The following is a 19,464-nucleotide window of genomic DNA, read 5'->3' as shown; positions in this document are numbered from 1 at the left end:
ACTATGACCAGAATGGGCAAACATAAGGGCTTTACACTGATAGAATTAATTGTTGTTATCGTTATAGTGGGCATACTAGCTTCCGTTACAGTTCCAAGGCTATTTGGATTTACTGAACGTGCTAAAATCTCTGTTGACCAGTCTACTGTTGGGCTTTTAAATACCCTGACACCAATATATCGGATTAGTAATGAATCATCGGATCCTTTTGAGGATGAAACCAAAAGCAACACAGAATTGATAAACATATTGGTAGAAGATGGTTATTTGAGTTCCTTTGTAGAACCACAAAGTAAAGATGCTACCTTTGCCTGGATGCTTGATGACGAAAGGTGGTATTTACTGTTTCCGGATTCATTTTATGTTATTTCTTCAGAGGACGGGTTAAGTGTATCGAATGGCCTTCTTGGTGCTTGGAATGGAAGCCAAACGTATTCTGGGAGTTCAAAGGATATCGTTATTCCTAATTCACTAGATGGGGTTGTCTTAAAAATGATCGGGCAAAATGCTTTTAAAGACAAAGGACTTGTGGCAGTATCTTTTCAGGAAGGAAGTCAGGTTGTCCAAATTCACGCCCATGCCTTCCAAGATAATAATATCGCGAGTGTTACGATTCCTGATTCGGTAGAGAGGATCGATTTGTGGTCATTTAAGGATAATAATTTGACCGAGATTAAACTTCCATCGAGTCTTCAAAAGATAGAGCAAAAGGCGTTTGCTGGGAATGACTTAAATAAAATTACGATTGGTTCAGAAGTAAGTGATATTGGGACAGAAGCATTAGGTGAGCATACGGATGAATTCAAGCAAGTGTATTCCTCGCAAGGTGCTGGAACGTATATTTGGAATGGAGAGAGTTGGATTAAGCAAGGAAACTGATGGTATTTTTGTAGAAAGGAATACATGATTTATTGATTACAATAAATCTGATGGAAGACATATTTTGTGATAATTAGATGAGTTAAAAAAAGTGGTGAACAGAATTCTGTTCACCACTTTTTAGGTTTGGAAATTAGTGATTGGATGCTTCTTCATCGAGGTGCTTTTTATCTTCCACGATTTTCGAAACCAAATTATTGGGTACAATATCGTAGCTATCAAAATCCATGGTGAAAGCTCCCTTACCTTGTGTTAGAGATTTAAGATCGATTGCATATTTACACATTTCAGAAAGAGGGGCTAACGCCGAGATAGTTTGTTTGCTACCTTTGGCTTCCATACCTAGTATTTTACCACGCTTGGTGTTGAGGTCCCCCATGATATCTCCCATGTATGTTTCTGGAACTGTTACTGCAACCTTAACGATAGGTTCTAATAGTACGGGGGAAGCCTTGGCGACTGCTGCTCTAAGGGCCAGAGAACCAGCCATTTTAAAAGCCATCTCCGAAGAATCCACTGAGTGGTATGAACCATCTGTTAAAGTAACTTTGATTCTGGTCATAGGATATCCAGCTAAGACGCCATGCTCCATAGCTTCACGGACACCTTTTTCAACAGCAGGGATATAGTTTCGGGGAACAGAACCACCAAATATGGTTTCTTCAAATTCAAAATCGCCATCAAAGAGGGGCTCAATATTGATGTATACATGTCCATATTGGCCATGACCACCCGATTGTTTTTTATGTTTCCCTTCCACTTTTTGAACTGATTGAGTGATGGTCTCGCGATAAGGAATGATTGGATCGCTTAAAACAACTTCGACACCAAACTTTCTTTCCAGCCGAGAAACCATTACATCGATATGCATGTTTCCCATACCATTTACAGTAGTTTCATGGGTTTCTTTGTTTCGGATGATAGCAAGAGAGGGATCTTCTTCTAGCAACTTTTCAAAAGCATTTCCCAATTTATCTTCATCATCTTTACTTTTAGGCTGAATTGCTTTGGCATAATTTGGTGATGGGAAGGCGATTTTCTCAAGATTTACAATATTATCTTTAGTGCAAAGAGTGTCTCCTGTTACGGTGCTAGTTAGTTTAGTTAGGCAGACAATATCGCCAGCTCTAGCTTCGTCAATTTCCTGCAGGTCTTTGCCAAGAGCAGTATAGAGATGAGGAACTTTTTCTTCATTCTCCTTATCAGAATTGTATAGTAGCATATCTTTTTTTAGGGTTCCGGATACGATTCGAATGAATGAAATTTTACCGATGAAGTTATCAGAAATGGTTTTGAATACAATGCCTGCAAATCCATCTGTTGATAGTCCATATTCAACGGATGTAGTTTTAGCTGATTCAACAGGTGAGGGGAAATAGTCCACAATTTTATTCAGTAGAGGAGCAGTTGCAATATTCTGTGTTGCAGAACCACATAGAATAGGAACAACTTCACCTTTTTTGGAAGCTTTTTGCAATCCTTCCAATAGGTCCTCCGTAGACAGTTCTTCACCGTCTAGATAGCGCATCAAAAGCTCATCGTCTCCTTCGGCAGCTGCCTCAACTAGCTCCAGATGATGCTTTTTAATACTTTCTTGGTATTCCAAGGGGATATCCAATTCTTTCCAGCTATGACTTGGACGATCCCATTTAACTGCCCTCATAGTAAGCAGGTCGACAATGCCTTCAAAATCGTCACCACTTCCGATGGGGAATTGTAGGGGCACAAGTCTTCTTTTGGTAAATTTATGCCTCAAGTCCGCTAAGGTTCTATAGAAGTCCGCGTTATCTCTGTCCATTTTGTTGATATATACTATACGAGGTAGATTATAATTATCTGCCTCTTCCCAAATCATCTCAGTTCGAATTTCGACACCGGAAACGGCACATACATTGAAAATTAGAGCATCAACTGCTCGCAAAGCACATTGGATTTCTCCAGCAAAATCGGCATACCCTGGTGTGTCAATTAAATTAATTTTGCATTCTTTCCATTCTATGGGAGCCATGGCAAGAAATACAGTCATATTCCTCTTAGTCTCTTCCGGAAGGTAATCAAGCACGGTATTGCCTTCATCTACCTTTCCCAGTCGATTGGTCATCTCAACGTTGTAAAGGAGTGCTTCGGCCAGGGATGTCTTACCCGCCCCGCCATGGGAAACTAAGCCTACATTTCTAATTTTTTCTGATTGAAATACTTTCATGTGCATCCTCCTTGGACTTTTGGAATTTATAGTTCGTAATACTGCATAGTTCACTCTTTATATAAATTAAATATTCGTTGTCAAAATCCTCTAATAAATTTGGATTGAGTTCTAAAATATAATAGAAATGTATCTTATGAAGTGCAAGAAATTACTAATTAATAATGGACCATAAATAATGGAAAAAGTACTAGACATAGAACCAAGCCTGTACTAAGATGTACGTGGAGATTGTATTCAAGGAGGTAGAGTATGAAGGAGTATAACCCTTATGACCAGATGCTACACACTTTAGATGTAGCTGCTGAACTTTTGGGGATTGAAGAAAGTGACTATAACTTCCTTCGTTATCCAGAACGCGAACTGAAAGTATCCATACCAATTACTATGGATAATGGAACGGTAAAAGTCTTTGAAGGATTCCGTGTACAACATTCTAGTGTACGTGGACCTTGTAAAGGTGGTATCCGCTATCATCAGAACGTCGACTTGGATGAAGTGAAGGCCTTAGCTGCTTGGATGTCCCTGAAATGTGCAGTTGTAAATATCCCTTATGGTGGTGGTAAAGGCGGAGTTCAAGTTGACCCCAGCACTTTATCAGAGAATGAGCTGAGACGCTTAACAAGAAGATACACTGCAGGCATTTTGCCTTTGATTGGACCAGAAAAAGATATCCCAGCTCCAGACGTAAATACCAATGGACAAATTATGGCTTGGATAATGGACACATACAGCATGTTCAAGGGCTATTCAGTTCCCGGTGTTGTAACTGGTAAGCCGTTAGCTGTAGGAGGATCATTAGGAAGACCTGAAGCTACGGGCCGTGGTGTTATGTTTGCAGCTAGAGAGATTCTTAAGAAGCAAGGTAAAGAGCTAAAAGGTACGAGAGTAGCTGTTCAAGGTTATGGAAATGTTGGCCGGACTGCTGCACGTCTGATGTGCGACGAAGGTTGTAAAATTGTTGCAATTGGCGATGTATCTGCTTCTTTTTACTGTGCAGATGGATTCGACATTGATGCAGTAAATGATTACTGGAATGCCCATGATTGCCTATTGAAAGGCTATGAAGCACCAGGTGTTGTAGAAATCAAGCATAATGAACTGCTAACTTGTGACTGTGAAGTCCTTGTTCCAGCAGCATTAGAGAATCAGATTACTGCAGAAGTTGCTAAAAACATGAAAGCAACGATTATTGTAGAAGGTGCTAATGGACCGACTGCAAGTGAAGCCGATACGATATTGGAAGAAAAGAATATCACCGTAGTTCCAGATATTCTTGCCAATGCAGGTGGCGTGGTTGTTTCCTATTTTGAGTGGGTTCAAAACATCCAGTCTTTAATGTGGGACGAAGATGAAGTAAACCGCAATCTTGAGAAGATTATGATTCGCAGCTTTAATGAAGTTTGGGAATCTGCGAAACAAAAAAATTGCACTTTGAGAACGGGTGCCTATATGGTAGCCATGAATCGTCTAGTTGAAGCAAGACGCATCCGTGGAGTATTCCCGTAAAGAGATCAAGCTAGAAGAATAAGGTTGCCTGTAGTATAATGAATTGCTACAGGCAATTTTTTTTTGGAGGAAACATGAAAGTAGAGGATTTCGACTACGAACTGCCACACGATAGGATTGCACAGACTCCGGTTGAACCCCGGGATTCATCGCGGCTTATGGTAATCAATAAAGAAAATAAAAGTATTGAACATAAGGTCTTTCGAGATATTGAAGACTATTTACACCAGGGTGATGTATTGGTTTTAAACAATACCAAAGTTATTCCAGCCCGCATTTTTGGCAAGAAAAGTACCGGTGCGAACATAGAGATCATGTTATTAAAAAATTTGGGCAATGATGAGTGGGAAGCGTTAGCAAGACCTGGGAAGAGAGTGAAAAAGGGCGTAGAACTGACCTTTGGAGATCGTCTTAGCTGTGTATGTACTGGGATTGATGAGGCTAGTGGGTCCCGCTTTATAAAATTCAAATATGATGGTGTTTTTGAAGAAATTTTGGATGAAATTGGTTTGATGCCACTGCCACCATATATTACGGAGAAACTTGAAAATAAGGAACGGTATCAGACCGTTTATGCGAAATACGATGGCTCTGCCGCGGCACCAACAGCAGGACTACATTTTACAAAAAGCCTAATGAAACGTTTACAAGATAAGGGCGTGATACTGTGTGAAGTAGTTTTGCACGTAGGTTTAGGTACTTTTAGACCTGTAAAAGTAGATACCATCGAGGACCATAAGATGCATACTGAATATTATGAGGTTCCTCAGAAAACGGCAGATATTTTGCAAAAAGCAAAAGACGAAAAGAGACGAGTTATTGCGGTCGGAACGACTAGTGTTCGAACCCTAGAGTCTCTAATGCGTGATGAAGGGAAGATTAAAGCTCATAAAGGAGATACAGATATATTTATCTATCCAGGTTATGAGTATAAATTGGTAGATGCGATAATTACAAATTTCCATTTACCAAAATCTACCTTGATTATGTTGGTTAGTGCTTTTGCGGGACGTGAATTGGTAATGAAAGCATACCAGGAAGCTGTCGAGAAAGAGTACCGCTTTTTTAGTTTTGGCGATGCGATGTTTATTGAATAATGGAGGAAAGAAAGTGAGTTTTGGCTATAAGGTAGAAAAGAAAAGCAAAAATACTCGGGCTCGTTTGGGTAAAATAAGCACTGTACATGGTGAGATTGAAACACCCGTATTTATGCCAGTGGGGACGCAGGCAACAGTGAAAACCATGACTCCAAAAGATTTGGAGGAGGTAAATGCGTCAATCATACTATCCAATACCTACCATCTTTATCTTCGCCCTGGCAATCAACTGATTAAGCAAGCTGGGGGGTTACATACGTTTATGCATTGGGATAAACCAATTCTGACGGATTCTGGTGGCTTTCAAGTATTCAGCTTAAATGCTATTAATAAAGTTGAAGAGGATGGAGTTCATTTCCGCTCCCATATCGACGGCTCCAAGCATTTCATCGACCCAGAGAAGTCCATGCAAATCCAAATGGATTTGGGCTCAGATATTGCAATGGCATTCGACCAGTGTGCTCCTTATCCATGCAGTTATGAAGAGACAAAGGGAGCTTTGGACCGTACAACCCGTTGGGCTAAGCGTTGCTTAGACTTTCACAGTCATGAATACCAAGCTCTTTTTGGTATCGTCCAAGGTGGTATGTATAAGGATTTGCGCACCCAAAGTGCCCATGAAATATGTTCCATGGATTTTCCTGGCTTTGCCATTGGTGGATTAAGCGTAGGAGAACCAAAGGAAATGTATTTTGATTTGTTGGATCACACAATTGACCTTTTACCTGAAGACAAACCTAGATATGTGATGGGCGTGGGGACACCAGACTATCTTCTTAGAGGTGCCTTGATGGGTGTGGACATGTGTGATTGTGTTTTACCAACGCGCATAGCCAGAAATGGTGGCGCAATGACTAGTGAAGGCTATTTTTCTATTCGCAAAGCCAAATTTAGAGATGATTTTTCACCTCTTGACCACGAATGCGATTGTTATACTTGCCGTAATTTTAGTCGGGCCTATTTGAGACATTTAGTGAAAGCGGAGGAAATAACGGGATTCCACTTGTTGAGCATTCATAATTTGCATTTCCTAATCAATATGATGAAAGGTTTACGGGAATCTATCAAGGAAGAACGGGAAATAGAGTACACAGAAAACTTCTTGCGAAAGTATTATAAGGAAGACATAAAAAAATAGCGGGCTATACAAGTTGAAGAAAAAGTAACATGAATGGATATTTTGTGTTAAAATAGTCTAGAAAGTAACCTTGAAAGGTGGTGGGACAATGGATCAAACAATGGGATTGGTAGTGTACATCGCGTTCTTTATAGGATTAATCTATCTGATGATCATCAGACCTCAGAAAAAAGAGAAAGCTAGAAAAGAAGCATTGATGACTTCCTTGCAGAAGGGTGCAGATATTGTAACTTATTCGGGGATACACGGAACGGTTACCAGTATCGACAGCAATAAAGGAATAATTGTAGTTAATGTTGCCAAAGGCGTAGAGATTACAATGGAAAAAGCTGCTGTAGCACGAGTATTGGAAACGAAAGAAGCTGAATAATCAAAGCTCTTCCCATCGGGGAAGAGTTTTATTCTGAAAAAGCAATAACTAAGGAGAAAAGAATGTCAAATAACAGAAGTGCCGTATCAGTTGCTCTGATTACGACTATTATTATCCTCTGTGGCATCTTCTTGACCAAACCATTACTTCAACATATCGGTTTGGGATTGGACCTTCAAGGTGGAGTACACGTAGTATTGGAAGCGGTACCTGATGAAGGTGAAGAAGTAAGCACGGATGAAATGAAACAGCTGCAAGCTGTTATGCGGGAGCGTATTGATGAACTTGGCGTTAGTGAGCCAATCATTCAGCTGTCCGGTAATGACCGCTTGGTAGTAGAGTTGGCAGGTATTGATAATCCTGAAAAGGCAGTTGAAATTATTGGTAAAACTGCAAAATTGGAATTTGTAACCATTGATGGTGATGTTATCGTAACGGGTGACATGCTTAAAGAGGCGAAAGCCGTCATCAACAGCAAAAGTCAACCTGAGATAAATATTGAATTTGATAGCGAAGGAGCAGCCCTATTCGCTGAGGCAACTAGTCAGTTAGTGTCTCTATACCCTAGTAATGACGAGAGACGTGTGATTGCTATTGTATTAGATGATGAGGTGCTTACCGTACCACATGTCAATACGGCAATTACCAATGGGGTAGCTTCAATTAGTGGAGGCTTTGCAGAATTTGAAGATGCAGCAGATTTGGCTTCATTACTTCGTGCAGGTGCACTACCTGTGGGCACACAAATCGTAGAGAAAAGAACAGTAGGACCTTCTTTGGGATCTGATTCACTGGAAAGCTCTACAACGGCCATTATTATTGGTTTATCCTTGTTGGCTTTGTTTATGCTAGTTGTGTATCGTTTACCAGGACTCATGGCTGACATAACCTTGATTGTTTTTGGCTTGCTACTACTGTTAGGTTTGGTAGCAGTGGGGGCAGTTCTAACCTTACCTGGACTAGCCGGTATACTGTTGACGGTAGCGATGGCAGCTGATGCTAATATCATTATCTTTGAAAGAATCAAGGATGAAATCCGCAATGGTAAAAGTCTTCGGGCTTCAGTTGAAGCTGGTTTCCGTAGAGCCTTTTGGACAATCTTTGACTCTAACTTAACTACGATTATTGGAGCGGCAGTATTGTTCCAGTTCGGAACAGGCTCAATTCGTGGCTTTGCGCTGACTCTGACCTTGGGTATTGTTGCCAATATGATTACAGCACTTCTGCTGACACGGTTTGTATTGCGCTTGGTCGTAAAGATTCCTTCCTTGCAGAATATCGCCTATTATGGTGTAAGTAGGAAAGGAGTTGAGAAAATTGACTAATATCAAATTTATTGAGAACAGAAAGAAATGGTATATTTTCTCAGCCGTAATCATCATAGTTGGACTTATTTCAATGATGATTCAAGGACTGAATTATGGTATTGATTTCACTGGTGGTAACATGCTGGATTTGTCTTTTAACGAGACAACCAATGTTGACGATCTCAGATCCTATTTGGATACTCAGGGATTTCGTTATAATATCCAAGAAGCTGGAGAAAATAAATACATATTGCGAACGGAAGAACTTGATGAAACCGCTTCTATTGATTTGATTGATAATCTCACAGAAGAATTTGGCGAAGTTACAGTAGACAGAAATGAAAAGGTAAGTGCGAGCATTGGTGAAGAACTCACAAGGAATGCCTTGCTGGCTTTGGGAATAGCGGCAATACTGATGATTATATATATCACCATTCGGTTTGAGTTTTTCTTTGGCATCGCAGCAGTGTTGGCCTTAGTCCACGATGTTCTAATCACTGTAGGTATTTTTTCCATTCTACAAATTGAAGTGAATAGTGCCTTTGTAGCGGCCCTATTGACGATTATTGGTTATTCAATCAACGATAGTATTGTAATCTTTGACAGAATTCGAGAGAATTTGAATAAGAGAATGAAGAGAACAGATGAGCAGATTGTAGATCTAAGTATCAACCAAACACTGTTCCGTTCAATCAGTACGTCTGTTGCGGTAATCATAGTGTTGCTTAGCCTATTCTTGGTGGGTGGTTCAACCATTCATGATTTCGTATTAGCGATGTTAATTGGCACGGTATTTGGAGGTTATTCATCTATCTTCATTGCAAGTCCATTGTGGATTGATATGGCTGGCCATAAAAAGATAAGAAAATAGTGTTATTCGGTAGTTTCAGGCAGGTGCTAATGCACTTGCCTGTTTTTTTTGTGGACAGTACATAAGTAATTGACATATACCCAAAATAGTCTATACTAATAAGTAGATAAGGGTATATACCCATAAAAAGGAGATGAGATTATGCCAGCTAGAGATGGAAGTGGTCCTAGAGGGATGGGCAGTATGACTGGACGAGGTTTGGGTTATTGTAATACTGCAAGACCTACTTACGGTGTAGGCCGAGGCCAAAGAATGGGATTTGGACGTGGTTATCGCCAAAGCGGTTATAGCGCTCTGAGTTTGGAAGAAGAAAGGTCTTGGTTGAAGAGCCGTTTGGATGCAATTGACAATGAAGTAGGCGAAAGTGAAGAGAAATAACAAAAAAGGGGTGGAAATCCACTCCTTTTTTGTTACTATGGTTAAAGACAAGTAAAAGGAGGAGACCATGTCGAGACCACCGAAACCAAGGAGAGTATGTGAACTGCCGGAGAATCTAACGTATGGACCGAGTAATTTGACCTTAGAGGAAACTGATTCGGATACCATTATTATGAGCATTGTAGAATATGAATGTATGCGATTGATGGATTTTGAAGGTATGAATCAAACAGAAGCAGCCGAGGCTATGGGTGTAGCTAGGTCTTCAATTCAACGCACCTATGAAAGTTTGCGAAAGAAGATTGCCTGTTGTCTAGTAGAGGGAAGACACTTGCGTATTGAAGGAGGCGATTTCATGCTTTGTAATGAGATGGAAGATTTGCCTGTATGTAAAAATTGCCCTCCTGGTAGACGTAGAAGAGGCAGAAGATGATGGAAATTTCACCGGACTGTGTTCTTTGTACGATTAAGAAAATTGATAATTTGTATGATCAGCTATCAGAGATATCTTCTGACAAATTGCATTTTATGAAAAAGATTTATCATCTAGCAGCCGAAGCTGAGCAGAATGATACGGCACCGCACTTAAGTGCTAAGATGATGCGTGTTTTATTGAAAGATATGAATCTGGAAGATCCGTATAAAAAGCAGAAGGTTGCTTACAACAAATTATTGCTGACAAAAGAATTTGGTATAGAAAGCCTTATTAGGGAATCAAAAAAACCCGTCATAGCTGCTTTGAAATATGCTATGGTTGGCAATTTAATTGATTTTGGGGCAATGGATGATGTGCCTGAAGAAGAACTTGAAAAACTTTTAGCGAGTGCTATAAATATTGAGTTGGATAATGAAATATTAGACGAATTCTTTTTGCAATTAGAATCGGCAAACAAGTTGGTTTATATAGGGGATAATGCTGGTGAGATTGTCCTAGACAAAATTTTTGTGAAGATATTAACAGAAAAATTTCCCAATCTTAAGATTGCATTTATAGTGAGAGGTAAGCCGATATTCAATGATGCAACGATGGAAGATGCTGCACAGATTGGTCTGAATGAATTGGTCACAGTGTACGCCAATGGGTCGGATATACCTGGTACGCAGCTAGATTATATTTCAAAGGACGCATTATCTCTAATTGAAGATGCTGATTTGGTACTAGCCAAAGGGCAAGGAAATTTCGAGACCCTAGTAGGTTGTGGAAAAAACATTTTCTATTTATTTTTATGTAAATGCGATTTATTTACAAAACGCTTTAATATGAATAAATTTGATGGAGTGTTTACGCACGAATCAAGACTTTAATAAGTAGCGAATTATTTCAATAATTATGCAACAGCTTGTTGGAGGGAATAAAAATTGGATTGAAAGTAACAAAGCGTATTTACCATATCAAAACAACTTCAATTCGGTGCTAAATATGTTAATAATGTGGTGAAATAATAAAGGTTAAGTCTGTTGATAATGCAGTCTTGACCTTTTTTGACCAAATTCCCTATTTTTCTTGACAAAAGAAAACACGCGTGATACTTTATCTTTAGCACTCATCTTAATAGAGTGCTAAAAGGAGTAAGATATGGACGATCGAAAGCAGCTCATTTTAAGGGCAATCATTCGTGAATATATTGGAAAGATTGAGCCTGTAAGCTCAAAAAATATAACCAATAAATATGGTCTGGATGTTAGCTCAGCCACTGTTCGAAATGAGATGGCTCATCTTGAAAAACTCGGCTATATTGAACAACCTCATACTTCTGCGGGAAGAATTCCATCTGAACTTGGTTATCGCTATTATGTAGACTATTTGATGGAGAAATACCGTCTAGCTCTTTCTGAAAAGAAAGCGATTGATAATCAGTTGGATGAGCGTGTAGATAAGCTTGATTCTTTGCTTGAACGCGCGGGGAAAATTCTTTCTGAGTTAACCAGCTATCCTTCCATCGTCAGTGAACCAAATTTTACTCAAAAAAAGTATAGACACATAAAATTGGTTGGTATAGATGATAAGCTAGCTTTGTTGGTCATTGTGCTAGATGATGGTGAGATTAAGAATTATCAGGTTAATGTAGTGGGTCATATGGAAGATGAGGATTATCTTCATATCAGTAAAGTCCTGAATGAGCAATTAAAAGGAAAAGAAGTAAATGAGCTAAGTGGTGATCTGGTAGATAAATTGGCTTTTCAATCAGTGGCCGATAAATTGATACTAGAAGATGTGCTACATGCTCTAACAGAGATTGCGACCAACAATAACGTAAGGAATATACATATATCCGGTACGCTAAATATTTTTAATCAACCGGAGTTCAAGGACGTTGAAAAGGTGCGGGACTTATTGAGCTTTTTTGAACAGCAAAAAGCCTTGCAGCGCTTGGTTGAAAGTGGACCAGAAGGAATCCGTATTAAGATTGGGGAGGAAGTACCTCTAGATAATCTTGAAGGCTTGTCGGTCATAACCAGTACCTATTGTATTAATGGAAAGCCGGTCGGAACCATCGGAGTGATTGGGCCGACGAGGATGACGTATTCAAAAAGTTCTACCTTACTAGAGAAGGTCTCAGAAGGATTAAGTGTATCTTTGATACGATTATTAAGATGATTATAGCTAGGGAGACCTAGTCCTATAGATTAATGGAAGCAACGACAAGGTGGTGAAACAATGACAAAGGAAAAGGAAAATATGGATACAACAAAACAGGATGAAAACCTGAAGGAAGAGAAAGAAGAGGTTGCTAACGATACAGATGTGACCGTAGACGATGGTATGGGTGAAACCAGTCCAGAAGAAGAGATGATTGAATTGAGTAAATTCCAGCGATTGCAGGCTGATTTTGACAATTACAAGCGCAGGAGCAGACAAGAAATGAGCAACATGACCTGTCTGGGTAGAGAACAAGTCATCGAAGAACTTCTAGTTGTAGTGGATAATTTTTCCAGAGCACTGAAAGTGGAAGAAAATGAAAGTGGCTTTGCAGAACTGAAAAAAGGAATGGAACTTATATACCGTCAGTTTGAAGAAGTCCTAACCAAACATGGGTTAGCACCCATTGATGCAGAAGGCAATCCTTTTGATCCGGAATTCCACCAGGCAATTATGCAGGTAGAGGCAGATTCAGAGGATCAAGACGATTTAGTAATTGAAGACTTGCAACGAGGATACACCATTAATGGAAAAGTAATACGTCCTAGTATGGTAAAGGTTGGCAAATATTGCACAAATAATAAGGAGGAGCAATGAGTAAAATATTAGGTATTGACTTAGGAACAACAAATTCATGTATGTCCGTCATGGAAGGCGGAGAAGCAGTGGTAATTCCCAATGCGGAAGGTAACCGCACAACCCCATCTGTGGTTGCTTTTACCAAGGACGGAGAACGTCTAGTAGGTCAGGTAGCCAAAAGACAGGCAATTACCAATCCTGACAACACGGTGATGTCAATTAAAAGACATATGGGAACAAGTTATACGAAAGAACTACAAGGAAAAAAATATACGCCACAGGAAATTTCTGCACTGATTATTCAAAAGTTGAAAACGGATGCAGAAGCCTATTTGGGTGAACCAATAAAAGAGGCTGTGATTACTGTGCCGGCTTATTTTTCAGATAGCCAGAGACAAGCAACAAAAGATGCCGGTAAAATTGCTGGCCTAGATGTAAAACGGATTGTGAATGAGCCTACTGCTGCTTCACTTTCTTATGGCTTGGATAAAAACGATCACGAACAGACCATTCTTGTTTTTGACCTTGGTGGTGGTACCTTCGACGTATCGATTTTGGACCTTGGTGATGGTGTGTTTGAAGTAAAAGCTACTAGTGGTAATAACCATTTGGGTGGTGACGACTTTGATGAAAAAGTTATGGAATGGATGATTGCTGAGTTTAAGAAAAGTCATGGTATTGATCTAAAAGGTGATAAGATGGCCTTGCAACGTTTGAAGGAAGCCGCTGAAAAAGCGAAATGTGAGCTTTCTACCGTGACGACCACGAACATAAATCTTCCGTTTATCACAGCCAATGAGCAAGGCCCACAGCACTTAGACTTAAATCTATCTCGTGCTAAATTCGACGAATTAACGGGAAGCTTGGTTGAAGCGACAGTTGGACCAACAAAACAAGCTCTTAAGGATGCAGGTATCAGCGCTTCTGAAATTGACAAGGTAATACTAGTTGGTGGTTCCACCAGAATTCCTGCAGTGCAAGAAGCAATTAAGAAAATTACCGGTAAAGATGCTTATAAAGGTATTAACCCGGATGAATGTGTAGCATTGGGAGCAGCCATTCAAGGTGGTGTGCTTACTGGTGAAGTAAATGACGTCTTACTGTTGGATGTAACACCATTGTCTTTGGGAATTGAAACACTAGGTGGAGTATCTACTGTGCTCATCGAGCGCAATACTACGATTCCTAGTTCTAAGAGCCAGGTGTTTTCCACTGCATCAGATTCTCAGCCAAGTGTTGAGATTCATGTTGTGCAAGGCGAGAGAAAAATGGCTGCTGACAATAAAACGTTGGGCAACTTTGTATTGGATGGAATTCCACCAGCTCCAAGAGGTGTGCCTCAAATTGAGGTAACTTTTGATATCGATGCAAATGGTATCTTGAAGGTTTCAGCCAAAGACAAAGGAACAGGCAAATCACAACATATTACCATTCAGGCTTCTTCTGGTTTATCAGATGACGATATTGAGAAAATGGTCAATGATGCAGAAAAATACGCAGAAGAAGATGCTAAGAAAAAAGAAGAAATTGACACTAAAAATGAAGCGGATGCATTGTATTACCAGTCTGACAAGGCAATTACTGAACTAGGTGATAAGGTAAGCGCTGAAGACAAGCAAAAAGTTGAAGCAGCTCGTGAAGAACTGAAAAAAGCTATCGATAGCGGAGATGTTTCCGATATGAAGGAAAAAACAGCTTCTTTGACTGCTGCCTTAAATGAGGTAACGACTAAGGTATATCAGGCTGCAAGTGAAGCAGATGCTGAAGCAAGTGGTTCAGGTGATGATGATGCTATGGATGCGGACTATGAGGTTGTTGACGACAACGAATAAGGAACGCATATTTTAAAATATATTAAGGCGCACTCCGGTGCGCCTTAGTTTAGGTGTTGGTTTCTTGCTAACAAACAAGTATAATAGCAGAAGACGATAGACAAAGGATTGGGTATTTATGGAGACGAAAAGAGATTATTACGAAGTGTTGGGCTTAGAAAAAAATGCAGACCCAGCAGATATCAAGAAGGCGTACAGGAAGCTAGCTAGACAGTATCATCCTGACGTCAATAAAGATGAAAAAGCGGAAGACCAATTCAAAGAGGTGCAGGAGGCATATTCTGTGCTATCAGATGAGGATAAGCGGTATCAGTATGATACGTATGGCCATGCTGGTATGAATGGTCAGGGCTTTGACTTCAGTGGAATGGAATTCAACGGATTTGGAGATATTTTTGATATGTTCTTCGGCGGTCGTTCTGCAGCCGGTGGAAAACAAGGACCAATCCGTGGTGAAGATCTTCGCTACGATATAAGAATCTCTTTTGAGGAGGCATGCTTCGGCACGGAAAAAGACATTGAGGTTGTACGAGTGGAAGAATGCGAGGCCTGTAGTGGAACCGGTGCAAAAGAAGGTACAGATGTTAAGACCTGTAGCAACTGCGGCGGAAGTGGGCAAGAGACTGTGATACAACAGACTCCACTTGGACGTTTTCAAACCTCAAGGACTTGTCATGCTTGTCAGGGGACAGGAAAGATTATTGAGGAACCTTGCGAAGAATGTGGTGGTCAAGGCAGAAAACGAAACAAGAAGAAGATTCATTTAAACATACCTGGAGGTGTGCAGAAGGGTGCAAGGCTTCGGGTAAGCGGTGAAGGGGATGCTGGGTATTATGGGGGCCCAAACGGCAACTTGTATGTGTTCATAGATGTTAAGCAACACAAACAGTTTACACGTGATGGCAACCATGTCCATAGTTCAGTGCAAATCGATTTTGTACAGGCTGCTTTGGGTGATGATATTACAGTAGACACCCTAGACGGTAAGGTGACCTTGGAAATTCCTGCTGAGACTCAATATGCAGACACGATTCAACTTAAAGGTCATGGTGCTAAGAAACTTAGAAGCGAAGGCAGAGGAGATCATATATTCCATATTGAAATTATGACGCCGAAAAATCTTACTGAGGAGCAGAAGGACCAGCTCAAGACCTTCAGAGAAAGTCTTACGAGTAAACAATTGAAGCCACACGCTAAAAGCAAAGGTTTTTTTGAAAAAGTCAAAGACGTTTTCGAGTAAAGGAGCCAAGATATGAAATGGGAAGAAATCACTGTTAATGTGGGAGAAGAAGCCAAAGATGCCGTTATAAATTTGTTTTATGAAGCGGGAGCGAATGGCGTAGTCATCGAGGATACCAAAACGTGGGAAACCTATGAAGAAGAGGGCTTGTGGGATGTATTTGAGTCTCCACAAGAAGTTTTGGATGCTGAAAATGTGCTTGTAAAAGGTTATCTTCCCGACGATGAATTCCTGAGAGAACGGCTTCGAGATTTTCGTTTGAAACTGGAACTACTTTCTGACTATTTTACGGACTATAACGCAGATTTAAGTCTTAAAAAAATTGAAGATGAAGATTGGGAAACCAATTGGAAGGGATATTATAAGACAGAAAAAATTGGCGAAAGGATTGTTATTTCTCCTAGTTGGGAAAACTATGAAGCGAAAGAGGAAGAACTGGTTATTAAGCTGGATCCAGGTATGGCGTTTGGTACAGGTAAACATCCGACGACGGAACATACATTGCGTTTCATGGAAAAATATATCAAGCCGGGTGATAAGATTATTGACGCCGGTTGTGGCTCGGGCATATTGAGTATTGCTGCCACAAAACTAGGGGCTTCCAAAGTCCTTGCTGTCGATAATGATCCCACAGCCATTAAGATTGCTAAACGCAATGTTTTGGAAAATGGAGCAGATGGCGAGGTAGAGGTTTGCGTAAATGACTTGCTTACTGCGATACAAGGAACGTTTGATGTTATCGTAGGCAATCTGATTGCTGATTTAATTGTAGTCCTTTTACCCCAAGCTAAAAATATACTAAGAACCGGTGGATTGGTAATCGTTTCTGGAATTTTAGATAAAAAAATAAAACGGGTTGAAGATTCCATGTCGGAAAATGGATTTGAAATTATTGACCAAAAACTTGATTCTGAATGGTATACGTTGGTTGGGAGAAAAATCTAATGGCCAACCGCTATTATCTAGAATCCATGCTGGATGAAAAGACAGCCTTGCTATCACAAGAAGAAACCCACCACATTACTAAGGTTATGCGTAAAAAGATTGGTGACCAAATTGAATTATTAGATGGAGAAAATCATTTGTTCCAAGCCGAAATATTGGCTATTGAGGAACAAAAAATTCGAGCGGGTATTTTGGAAGTCAGGACCATCAACCGGGAAATAGCAAAAAAAGTATTTTTGGTTCAAGGACTTTGTAAGGGTGATAAGATGGACTTCATCGTTCAAAAGGCGACGGAACTGGGTGTGTCTGGGATATATCCAGTAAGCACCTTGAGATCAGACATTCGTCTGAATGAAGAAAAAGCCAGAAAAAAACAAGAACGTTGGCAGAAGATTGCGAAAGAAGCCACTAAACAATGCCGCAGGGGAGTAATTCCTGCAGTAAATCCTGTAAGTAGTTTGAAGGATTTCTTAGCGGAACAAAATGTAGCGGACGGTGTGGTGCTGGCTCTATATGAAGATGAGAAAATGACCTCTATCCGAGATATTTTGCCTAAAATTACCGAGGAATACTTATATCTAATTGTAGGACCCGAGGGTGGTTTTGATTTGAAGGAAATTGAGTGGATGAAATCGATTGGCGTTCATTCAGTAAGTTTAGGGAATCGCACCCTACGCACGGAAACTGCCGGTATTTTAGGCATTAGCTGTGTATACTATGAATTTGGGGATCAGTTATGAGTAAAAAATATGCCATACAAAGCTTTGGCTGCCGCGTTAATCTGACAGAAGCGGACAGCTATCGGGAAATACTGAATGAAGCTGGTTATTGCGAAGTGCCCTTTGGGGAGCCGGCGGACGTAGTCATAGTACATACCTGCACAGTGACCAACATGGCAGATTCAAAGTCTAGACAGGCCATGCATAAAGCGAGAAGAGATAATCCGGAGGCCATACTAGTAGTTAGTGGATGTTATGCCCAAGTCAGTGAACACGATATTGCTGCTGAGGAAAAACCAGATATCCTAATTGGTACCAAAAAGAGACATGAATTGCTGAAATTACTGCAAGAATTAGAAGTTGATTCTGATTCTCAACAGATTGATGTCGTCGAAGATATACTAAAAGAAAGAACGTATGAAGACTTGCCTACATCTCATACTGGAAGAACGAGGGCCTTTATAAAGATTGAGGAAGGGTGCCAACAGTTTTGTACTTACTGTATTATTCCCTTTGCAAGGGGACCGGTTCGATCAAGAAACCCTCAAGATGTCATAGCATCGGTGAGGCACTTGGTGAATGAAGGACTTCGAGAAATTGTTTTTACTGGAATTCATACTGGTGCATACGGACAAGATATCGAAGGATATGATCTTGGCCGGTTGTTACGGGAAGTTATTCCCAGTGGAATTGAAAGAATTAGACTTGGAAGCTTAGATCCGAAAGAATTTACAGATTCATTAAAAAATGTATTATTTAGTGGGGCTCCTATTTTAAATCATTTTCATATTTCGTTACAAAGTGGAGATGATACTGTGCTGAACCGCATGAAGCGAGGCTATACTGCGCAAGAATATCGGAAACTAATTTATTCCATTAGAGAAAATATTGATAACGTGTCCATTACTACGGATGTCATGGTGGGATTTCCAGGGGAGACAGAGGAACAGCATAACACCTCGTTAGAATTTGTGAAAGAAATGGGATTTTCGGATATACATATATTTAAGTATTCTCCTAGGAATAATACCAAGGCTGCGAGCTTTCCAGATCAAATAAAAGACGCGGTGAAAGAGCGGAGAATGCAAGAGATGCTTTCTTTAAAAAAGCAACTCAATCGAGATTTCTTCGATTCCCAGATGGGCATAAGAACCAAAGTACTTGTTGAAAAAGTTAACGTTGAGAACAACCAAATTGTTTTCGCGGGATATGGGGAAAACTATCAATGGATTCGTTGCGAAGATGAAAATAACGGGCAATGGAATACTGTTGGCAAGAATAGTGTTATTGAAGTAGAAGTTAAGGACTATGATCAGCATGGACTGATAGCGAAACTGCTGGAGAGGAGTTAAATGATGGATTGTATTTTTTGTAAAATTGCTCAAGACGAATTGCCTAGCACTAAGGTATTTGAGGATGATGAAATATTGGCTTTTAAAGACATCAATCCTGTGGCACCGGTACATATCCTGGTAATTCCCAAGAAACATATTGCGTCTTTAGCAACCATTGAACCAGAAGATGCGGCGATGTTAGGCCGTATGATGATTGCGATTCGTGATATTGCTACTGAACAAGGGCTCGATGAAAAAGGATACAGGGTATTAAGCAACCATGGTGTGGATTCTGGTCAACTTGTAGATCATTTGCATTTTCATATTATTGGGGGAAGAAAATTGGGAACAATTGGATAGTTGACTTGCAATCAATGCTTATGTATAATGTTAGAAGATGTTAGGGGATATATTTATGCCCC

19 protein-coding genes are annotated in these 19,464 nt (G+C 40.1%); 18 read left to right on the top strand and 1 reads right to left on the bottom strand.

Going from position 1 to position 19,464, the window contains the following annotated elements; genetic code table 11:
• Positions 1-3 precede the first annotated feature (3 nt).
• On the top strand, positions 4-879 hold the full coding sequence (locus JR334_04540) for a leucine-rich repeat domain-containing protein (GenBank protein ID QRN86494.1): 876 nt from the start codon (positions 4-6) through the stop codon (positions 877-879).
• Between the two features lie 133 nt (positions 880-1,012).
• Here JR334_04540 and fusA read toward each other — a convergent pair whose 3' ends face one another.
• Positions 1,013-3,082 carry an elongation factor G gene (gene fusA, locus JR334_04535; protein QRN86493.1) on the bottom strand — a complete coding sequence of 690 codons (2,070 nt, stop codon included), beginning with the start codon at positions 3,080-3,082 and terminating at the stop codon, positions 1,013-1,015.
• Positions 3,083-3,334: 252 nt separating this feature from the next.
• On the opposite strand from fusA, the gene JR334_04530 reads away from it, so the two are divergent.
• From JR334_04530 to JR334_04450, 17 genes are all read left to right on the top strand, one after another.
• The gene (locus JR334_04530; GenBank protein ID QRN86492.1) at positions 3,335-4,591 is read left to right on the top strand and encodes a Glu/Leu/Phe/Val dehydrogenase; all 1,257 of its coding nucleotides are present in this window, start codon (positions 3,335-3,337) and stop codon (positions 4,589-4,591) included.
• A 74-nt stretch (positions 4,592-4,665) separates the two neighbouring features.
• Entirely contained in the window at positions 4,666-5,688 is a 1,023-nt protein-coding gene (queA, locus tag JR334_04525) for a tRNA preQ1(34) S-adenosylmethionine ribosyltransferase-isomerase QueA (GenBank protein ID QRN86491.1), read from the top strand.
• A complete protein-coding gene (gene tgt / locus JR334_04520) occupies positions 5,669-6,826 on the top strand; it encodes a tRNA guanosine(34) transglycosylase Tgt (GenBank protein QRN86490.1) in 1,158 nt (385 codons plus the stop codon). Before queA ends, tgt begins: the two co-directional genes overlap by 20 nt.
• 88 nt (positions 6,827-6,914) lie before the next feature.
• Positions 6,915-7,196 carry a preprotein translocase subunit YajC gene (gene yajC / locus JR334_04515; protein ID QRN86489.1) on the top strand — a complete coding sequence of 94 codons (282 nt, stop codon included), beginning with the start codon at positions 6,915-6,917 and terminating at the stop codon, positions 7,194-7,196.
• Positions 7,197-7,258: 62 nt separating this feature from the next.
• Positions 7,259-8,521, top strand: a complete 1,263-nt coding sequence (gene secD / locus JR334_04510) for a protein translocase subunit SecD (protein ID QRN86488.1) — start codon at positions 7,259-7,261, stop codon at positions 8,519-8,521.
• A gap of 1 nt (position 8,522) precedes the next feature.
• Positions 8,523-9,374: a protein translocase subunit SecF gene (gene secF, locus JR334_04505; protein QRN86856.1), complete on the top strand. Its 852-nt coding sequence runs from the start codon at positions 8,523-8,525 to the stop codon at positions 9,372-9,374.
• 141 nt (positions 9,375-9,515) lie between these two features.
• Positions 9,516-9,752: a DUF5320 domain-containing protein gene (locus JR334_04500; GenBank protein ID QRN86487.1), complete on the top strand. Its 237-nt coding sequence runs from the start codon at positions 9,516-9,518 to the stop codon at positions 9,750-9,752.
• A gap of 67 nt (positions 9,753-9,819) precedes the next feature.
• Positions 9,820-10,185, top strand: coding sequence for a DUF134 domain-containing protein (locus tag JR334_04495; GenBank protein ID QRN86486.1), 366 nt, complete (start codon positions 9,820-9,822; stop codon positions 10,183-10,185).
• Entirely contained in the window at positions 10,182-11,057 is an 876-nt protein-coding gene (locus JR334_04490; protein ID QRN86485.1) for a DUF89 family protein, read from the top strand. The genes JR334_04495 and JR334_04490 overlap by 4 nt, the downstream gene beginning before the upstream one ends.
• Before the next feature lie 271 nt (positions 11,058-11,328).
• The gene (gene hrcA, locus JR334_04485) at positions 11,329-12,351 is read left to right on the top strand and encodes a heat-inducible transcription repressor HrcA (protein QRN86484.1); all 1,023 of its coding nucleotides are present in this window, start codon (positions 11,329-11,331) and stop codon (positions 12,349-12,351) included.
• 60 nt (positions 12,352-12,411) lie between these two features.
• Positions 12,412-12,990 carry a nucleotide exchange factor GrpE gene (grpE, locus tag JR334_04480; protein ID QRN86483.1) on the top strand — a complete coding sequence of 193 codons (579 nt, stop codon included), beginning with the start codon at positions 12,412-12,414 and terminating at the stop codon, positions 12,988-12,990.
• Complete coding sequence (gene dnaK / locus JR334_04475; GenBank protein ID QRN86482.1) at positions 12,987-14,804, top strand: molecular chaperone DnaK; 1,818 nt, start codon at positions 12,987-12,989, stop codon at positions 14,802-14,804. The genes grpE and dnaK overlap by 4 nt, the downstream gene beginning before the upstream one ends.
• Before the next feature lie 118 nt (positions 14,805-14,922).
• Positions 14,923-16,044 carry a molecular chaperone DnaJ gene (gene dnaJ, locus JR334_04470; protein ID QRN86481.1) on the top strand — a complete coding sequence of 374 codons (1,122 nt, stop codon included), beginning with the start codon at positions 14,923-14,925 and terminating at the stop codon, positions 16,042-16,044.
• Positions 16,045-16,056: 12 nt separating this feature from the next.
• Positions 16,057-16,989 carry a 50S ribosomal protein L11 methyltransferase gene (gene prmA / locus JR334_04465; GenBank protein ID QRN86480.1) on the top strand — a complete coding sequence of 311 codons (933 nt, stop codon included), beginning with the start codon at positions 16,057-16,059 and terminating at the stop codon, positions 16,987-16,989.
• Positions 16,989-17,729, top strand: a complete 741-nt coding sequence (locus JR334_04460; GenBank protein ID QRN86479.1) for a 16S rRNA (uracil(1498)-N(3))-methyltransferase — start codon at positions 16,989-16,991, stop codon at positions 17,727-17,729. The genes prmA and JR334_04460 overlap by 1 nt, the downstream gene beginning before the upstream one ends.
• Entirely contained in the window at positions 17,726-19,060 is a 1,335-nt protein-coding gene (gene mtaB, locus JR334_04455) for a tRNA (N(6)-L-threonylcarbamoyladenosine(37)-C(2))-methylthiotransferase MtaB (protein ID QRN86478.1), read from the top strand. Before JR334_04460 ends, mtaB begins: the two co-directional genes overlap by 4 nt.
• Positions 19,061-19,402: a histidine triad nucleotide-binding protein gene (locus JR334_04450; GenBank protein QRN86477.1), complete on the top strand. Its 342-nt coding sequence runs from the start codon at positions 19,061-19,063 to the stop codon at positions 19,400-19,402. It abuts the gene before it with no gap.
• Positions 19,403-19,464 lie beyond the last annotated feature (62 nt).

The organism is Clostridia bacterium, from assembly GCA_016887505.1.
Taxonomy (GTDB): domain Bacteria; phylum Bacillota; class TC1; order TC1; family UBA5767; genus UBA5767.
Note: the sequence above shows the minus strand (reverse complement) of the source record. Positions and strands in the feature narration are given on the sequence as shown.

What these genes read in the sequence shown, in the direction of transcription:
- JR334_04500 (QRN86487.1), top strand. Translation starts at nt 9,516, where the DNA reads ATGCCAGCTAGAGATGGAAGTGGTCCTAGAGGGATGGGCAGTATGACT.
- prmA (QRN86480.1), top strand. Translation starts at nt 16,057, where the DNA reads ATGAAATGGGAAGAAATCACTGTTAATGTGGGAGAAGAAGCCAAAGAT.
- JR334_04530 (QRN86492.1), top strand. Translation starts at nt 3,335, where the DNA reads ATGAAGGAGTATAACCCTTATGACCAGATGCTACACACTTTAGATGTA.
- secD (QRN86488.1), top strand. Translation starts at nt 7,259, where the DNA reads ATGTCAAATAACAGAAGTGCCGTATCAGTTGCTCTGATTACGACTATT.
- fusA (QRN86493.1), bottom strand. Translation starts at nt 3,082, where the DNA reads ATGAAAGTATTTCAATCAGAAAAAATTAGAAATGTAGGCTTAGTTTCC.
- mtaB (QRN86478.1), top strand. Translation starts at nt 17,726, where the DNA reads ATGAGTAAAAAATATGCCATACAAAGCTTTGGCTGCCGCGTTAATCTG.
- dnaK (QRN86482.1), top strand. Translation starts at nt 12,987, where the DNA reads ATGAGTAAAATATTAGGTATTGACTTAGGAACAACAAATTCATGTATG.
- yajC (QRN86489.1), top strand. Translation starts at nt 6,915, where the DNA reads ATGGATCAAACAATGGGATTGGTAGTGTACATCGCGTTCTTTATAGGA.
- tgt (QRN86490.1), top strand. Translation starts at nt 5,669, where the DNA reads ATGCGATGTTTATTGAATAATGGAGGAAAGAAAGTGAGTTTTGGCTAT.
- JR334_04450 (QRN86477.1), top strand. Translation starts at nt 19,061, where the DNA reads ATGATGGATTGTATTTTTTGTAAAATTGCTCAAGACGAATTGCCTAGC.
- hrcA (QRN86484.1), top strand. Translation starts at nt 11,329, where the DNA reads ATGGACGATCGAAAGCAGCTCATTTTAAGGGCAATCATTCGTGAATAT.
- JR334_04540 (QRN86494.1), top strand. Translation starts at nt 4, where the DNA reads ATGACCAGAATGGGCAAACATAAGGGCTTTACACTGATAGAATTAATT.
- JR334_04495 (QRN86486.1), top strand. Translation starts at nt 9,820, where the DNA reads ATGTCGAGACCACCGAAACCAAGGAGAGTATGTGAACTGCCGGAGAAT.
- queA (QRN86491.1), top strand. Translation starts at nt 4,666, where the DNA reads ATGAAAGTAGAGGATTTCGACTACGAACTGCCACACGATAGGATTGCA.
- grpE (QRN86483.1), top strand. Translation starts at nt 12,412, where the DNA reads ATGACAAAGGAAAAGGAAAATATGGATACAACAAAACAGGATGAAAAC.
- dnaJ (QRN86481.1), top strand. Translation starts at nt 14,923, where the DNA reads ATGGAGACGAAAAGAGATTATTACGAAGTGTTGGGCTTAGAAAAAAAT.
- JR334_04490 (QRN86485.1), top strand. Translation starts at nt 10,182, where the DNA reads ATGATGGAAATTTCACCGGACTGTGTTCTTTGTACGATTAAGAAAATT.
- JR334_04460 (QRN86479.1), top strand. Translation starts at nt 16,989, where the DNA reads ATGGCCAACCGCTATTATCTAGAATCCATGCTGGATGAAAAGACAGCC.